The organism is Falsiroseomonas oryziterrae, assembly GCF_021864505.1.
In the GTDB taxonomy this organism is placed as follows: domain Bacteria; phylum Pseudomonadota; class Alphaproteobacteria; order Acetobacterales; family Acetobacteraceae; genus Falsiroseomonas; species Falsiroseomonas oryziterrae.
The window spans coordinates 1-2,123 of record NZ_JAKJIB010000488.1 but is presented as its reverse complement, the minus strand read 5'-3'; the positions used below and the strand labels follow the sequence as shown (position 1 = coordinate 2,123).

Below are 2,123 nucleotides of genomic sequence, written 5' to 3'. Positions count from 1 at the left end.
GCCGAAGCGGCGGCGACGCTGCGGGCGCTCGATGCGCTCTGGGGCACGGGCTGCGACGCGGCGGCGCTGCGCGCCGTCGCCGCGACGCTCGGTGCCGACGTGCCGGTCTGCGTGGAGTCGCGGCCGATGCGCATGCAGGGGATCGGCGAGTCGCTGAGCGCCGCGCCCGCTCTGCCGCGCTTCGGCCTGCTGCTCGCCAATCCGCGCCTCGCCCTCGCCACGCCGGCGGTGTTCAAGGCGCGCGGCGGCGGCTTCTCACCACCGGCGGAGATGCCCGCGCGGCTGGCGGATGCGGCGGCGCTCGCGGCCTGGCTGCGGCCGCTCGGCAACGACCTCGAGGCGCCGGCGATCGCGCTCTGCCCGCCGGTCTCGGAGGTGATCGCCGCGATCGCCGCGCAGCCGGGCTGCCTGCTGGCGCGCATGAGCGGATCGGGCGCGACCTGCTTCGGGATCTTCGTGGCCGAGGATGCGGCGACGCGGGCGGCCGCGGCGCTGCCCGCAGCCTGGTGGCGCTGGGGCGGCGGGCTGCACGCCGCCTCGAGCAATATCCGATCTGACTGATTCAGTCAGATCGGGTGTCTTGCTCTAGGAGTCTCGAATCTAGAGCAGCGTATAGCCGATCAGCGGCACGGCGCAGCGGTTCCACCTGATCGGGCGCTGCTCCAGGCGCGCTCAGCCGCGGCTGACCAGATGGATCATGCCGCCGGGTGCGGCGATCCAGAACCCGTCGAATCCGTCAGGCAGCGGCTCGATCTCGTCGCGGCGCGCGACGTCGCGCGCGGCGAACCAGGCGGCTGCGGCGGTCACGTCCTCGGCCTGCACCTCGAGCCAGACCTCGCCCTGGCTCAGCGTCGGCACGCGATCCACCCAGAGCCGCTTGTCGCCGAAACGGAACACGGTGCTGTCGGGCTGCGTGGCGATCACCTCGAAGCCGAGGATGTCGCGATAGAAGGCGACGAGCCGGTCGTACTCGCCCGGCGGCATCTTCATCGCGATGTTGGTCCCGGGACGGAAGGCGGGGCGGTCGGGCATGGCGGCCTCCTCTCGCACCGCAGCATGCCCGAAGCCTCAGCGTCCGAGCCAGCGTTTCAGGCGGTCCGGGGCCTGCGCCATGTCGGCCTCGACGCCGCAATAGCTGAAGCGCAGGAAGCGCGTGCCCCGATCGCGGTCGAAGTCGAGGCCGGTCGTCGCGGCGATGCCCGCGCCCTCGAGCATCGCGGCGCAGAAGGCCGCGCTGTCGTTGGTCAGGTGGCCGACGTCGCACCACAGATAGAAGGCGCCATCAGCCTGCGCGATGCGGTCGAGCCCGGCCTGCGGCAGGCCTTCGAGCAGGCGCGCACGGGACCGGGCATAGGCGGCCTTGTTCGCCTCGAGCTCCGGCACGCAGTCGAAGGCGGCCTCGGCGGCGACCTGGGCGATGTGCGGCGCCGAGATGAACATGTTCTGCGCCAGGCACTCGACGGGGCGGACGAGGTCCTCCGGCAGCACGAGCCAGCCGATGCGCCAGCCGGTCATGCTGAAATACTTCGAGAAGCTGTTCACCACGACCGCGCTGTCGCTGAAGGCGGCCGCGGTGCTTTCGGCGACGGTGCCCCAGGTCAGGCCGTGATAGATCTCGTCCGAGATCAGCCGCACGCCGTTGGCGTGGCACCACCGCGCGATGTCGCGCAGCTCCTCCGGCGGCAGCATGGTGCCGGCGGGGTTGGAGGGGCTCGCGACGATCAGGCCGGCGGGGAGCGGGTCGAGCTTCTCGAGCATCGCGAGCGTCGGCTGGAAGCGCGTGGCAGCGTCGCAGGGCAGCAGCTGCGGCACCATGCCGAGCGCCGTCAGGATGTTCGCGTAGGGCGGGTAGAAGGGCGAGGCCATCGCGACGCGATCGCCCGCATCGAAGGCCGCGAGGAAGGCGAGCGGGAAGGCGCCGGACGCGCCGACCGTCACCGCGATGCGCGAGGGGGCGACGACGACGCCGTAGGTTTCCGCATAGCGCCGGGCGATGCGGGCGCGGAGCGATGCGAGGCCGAAGGCTTCCGTGTAGCCCATCGGGCTGCCGGCCTGCAGCGCGCGGATCGCCGCCTCCGCGGCGCCGCGCGGGGCGCCGGTCCCGGGCTGGCCGACCTCCATGC

2 protein-coding genes and 1 pseudogene are annotated in these 2,123 nt (G+C 72.8%); 1 reads left to right on the top strand and 2 read right to left on the bottom strand.

The genetic code is table 11. The annotated features are described in order from the left end of the window. A pseudogene (locus L2I40_RS22300) lies at positions 1-561 on the top strand (4-(cytidine 5'-diphospho)-2-C-methyl-D-erythritol kinase); the annotation flags it as partial. Positions 562-672: 111 nt separating this feature from the next. On the opposite strand, the gene L2I40_RS22295 reads toward L2I40_RS22300, so the two are convergent. After that, positions 673-1,032: a VOC family protein gene (locus tag L2I40_RS22295; protein ID WP_237217507.1), complete on the bottom strand. Its 360-nt coding sequence runs from the start codon at positions 1,030-1,032 to the stop codon at positions 673-675. A 36-nt stretch (positions 1,033-1,068) separates the two neighbouring features. After that, positions 1,069-2,123 (bottom strand): pyridoxal phosphate-dependent aminotransferase (locus tag L2I40_RS22290; protein ID WP_237217505.1); only part of this gene is annotated, 1,055 nt, incomplete at its 5' end.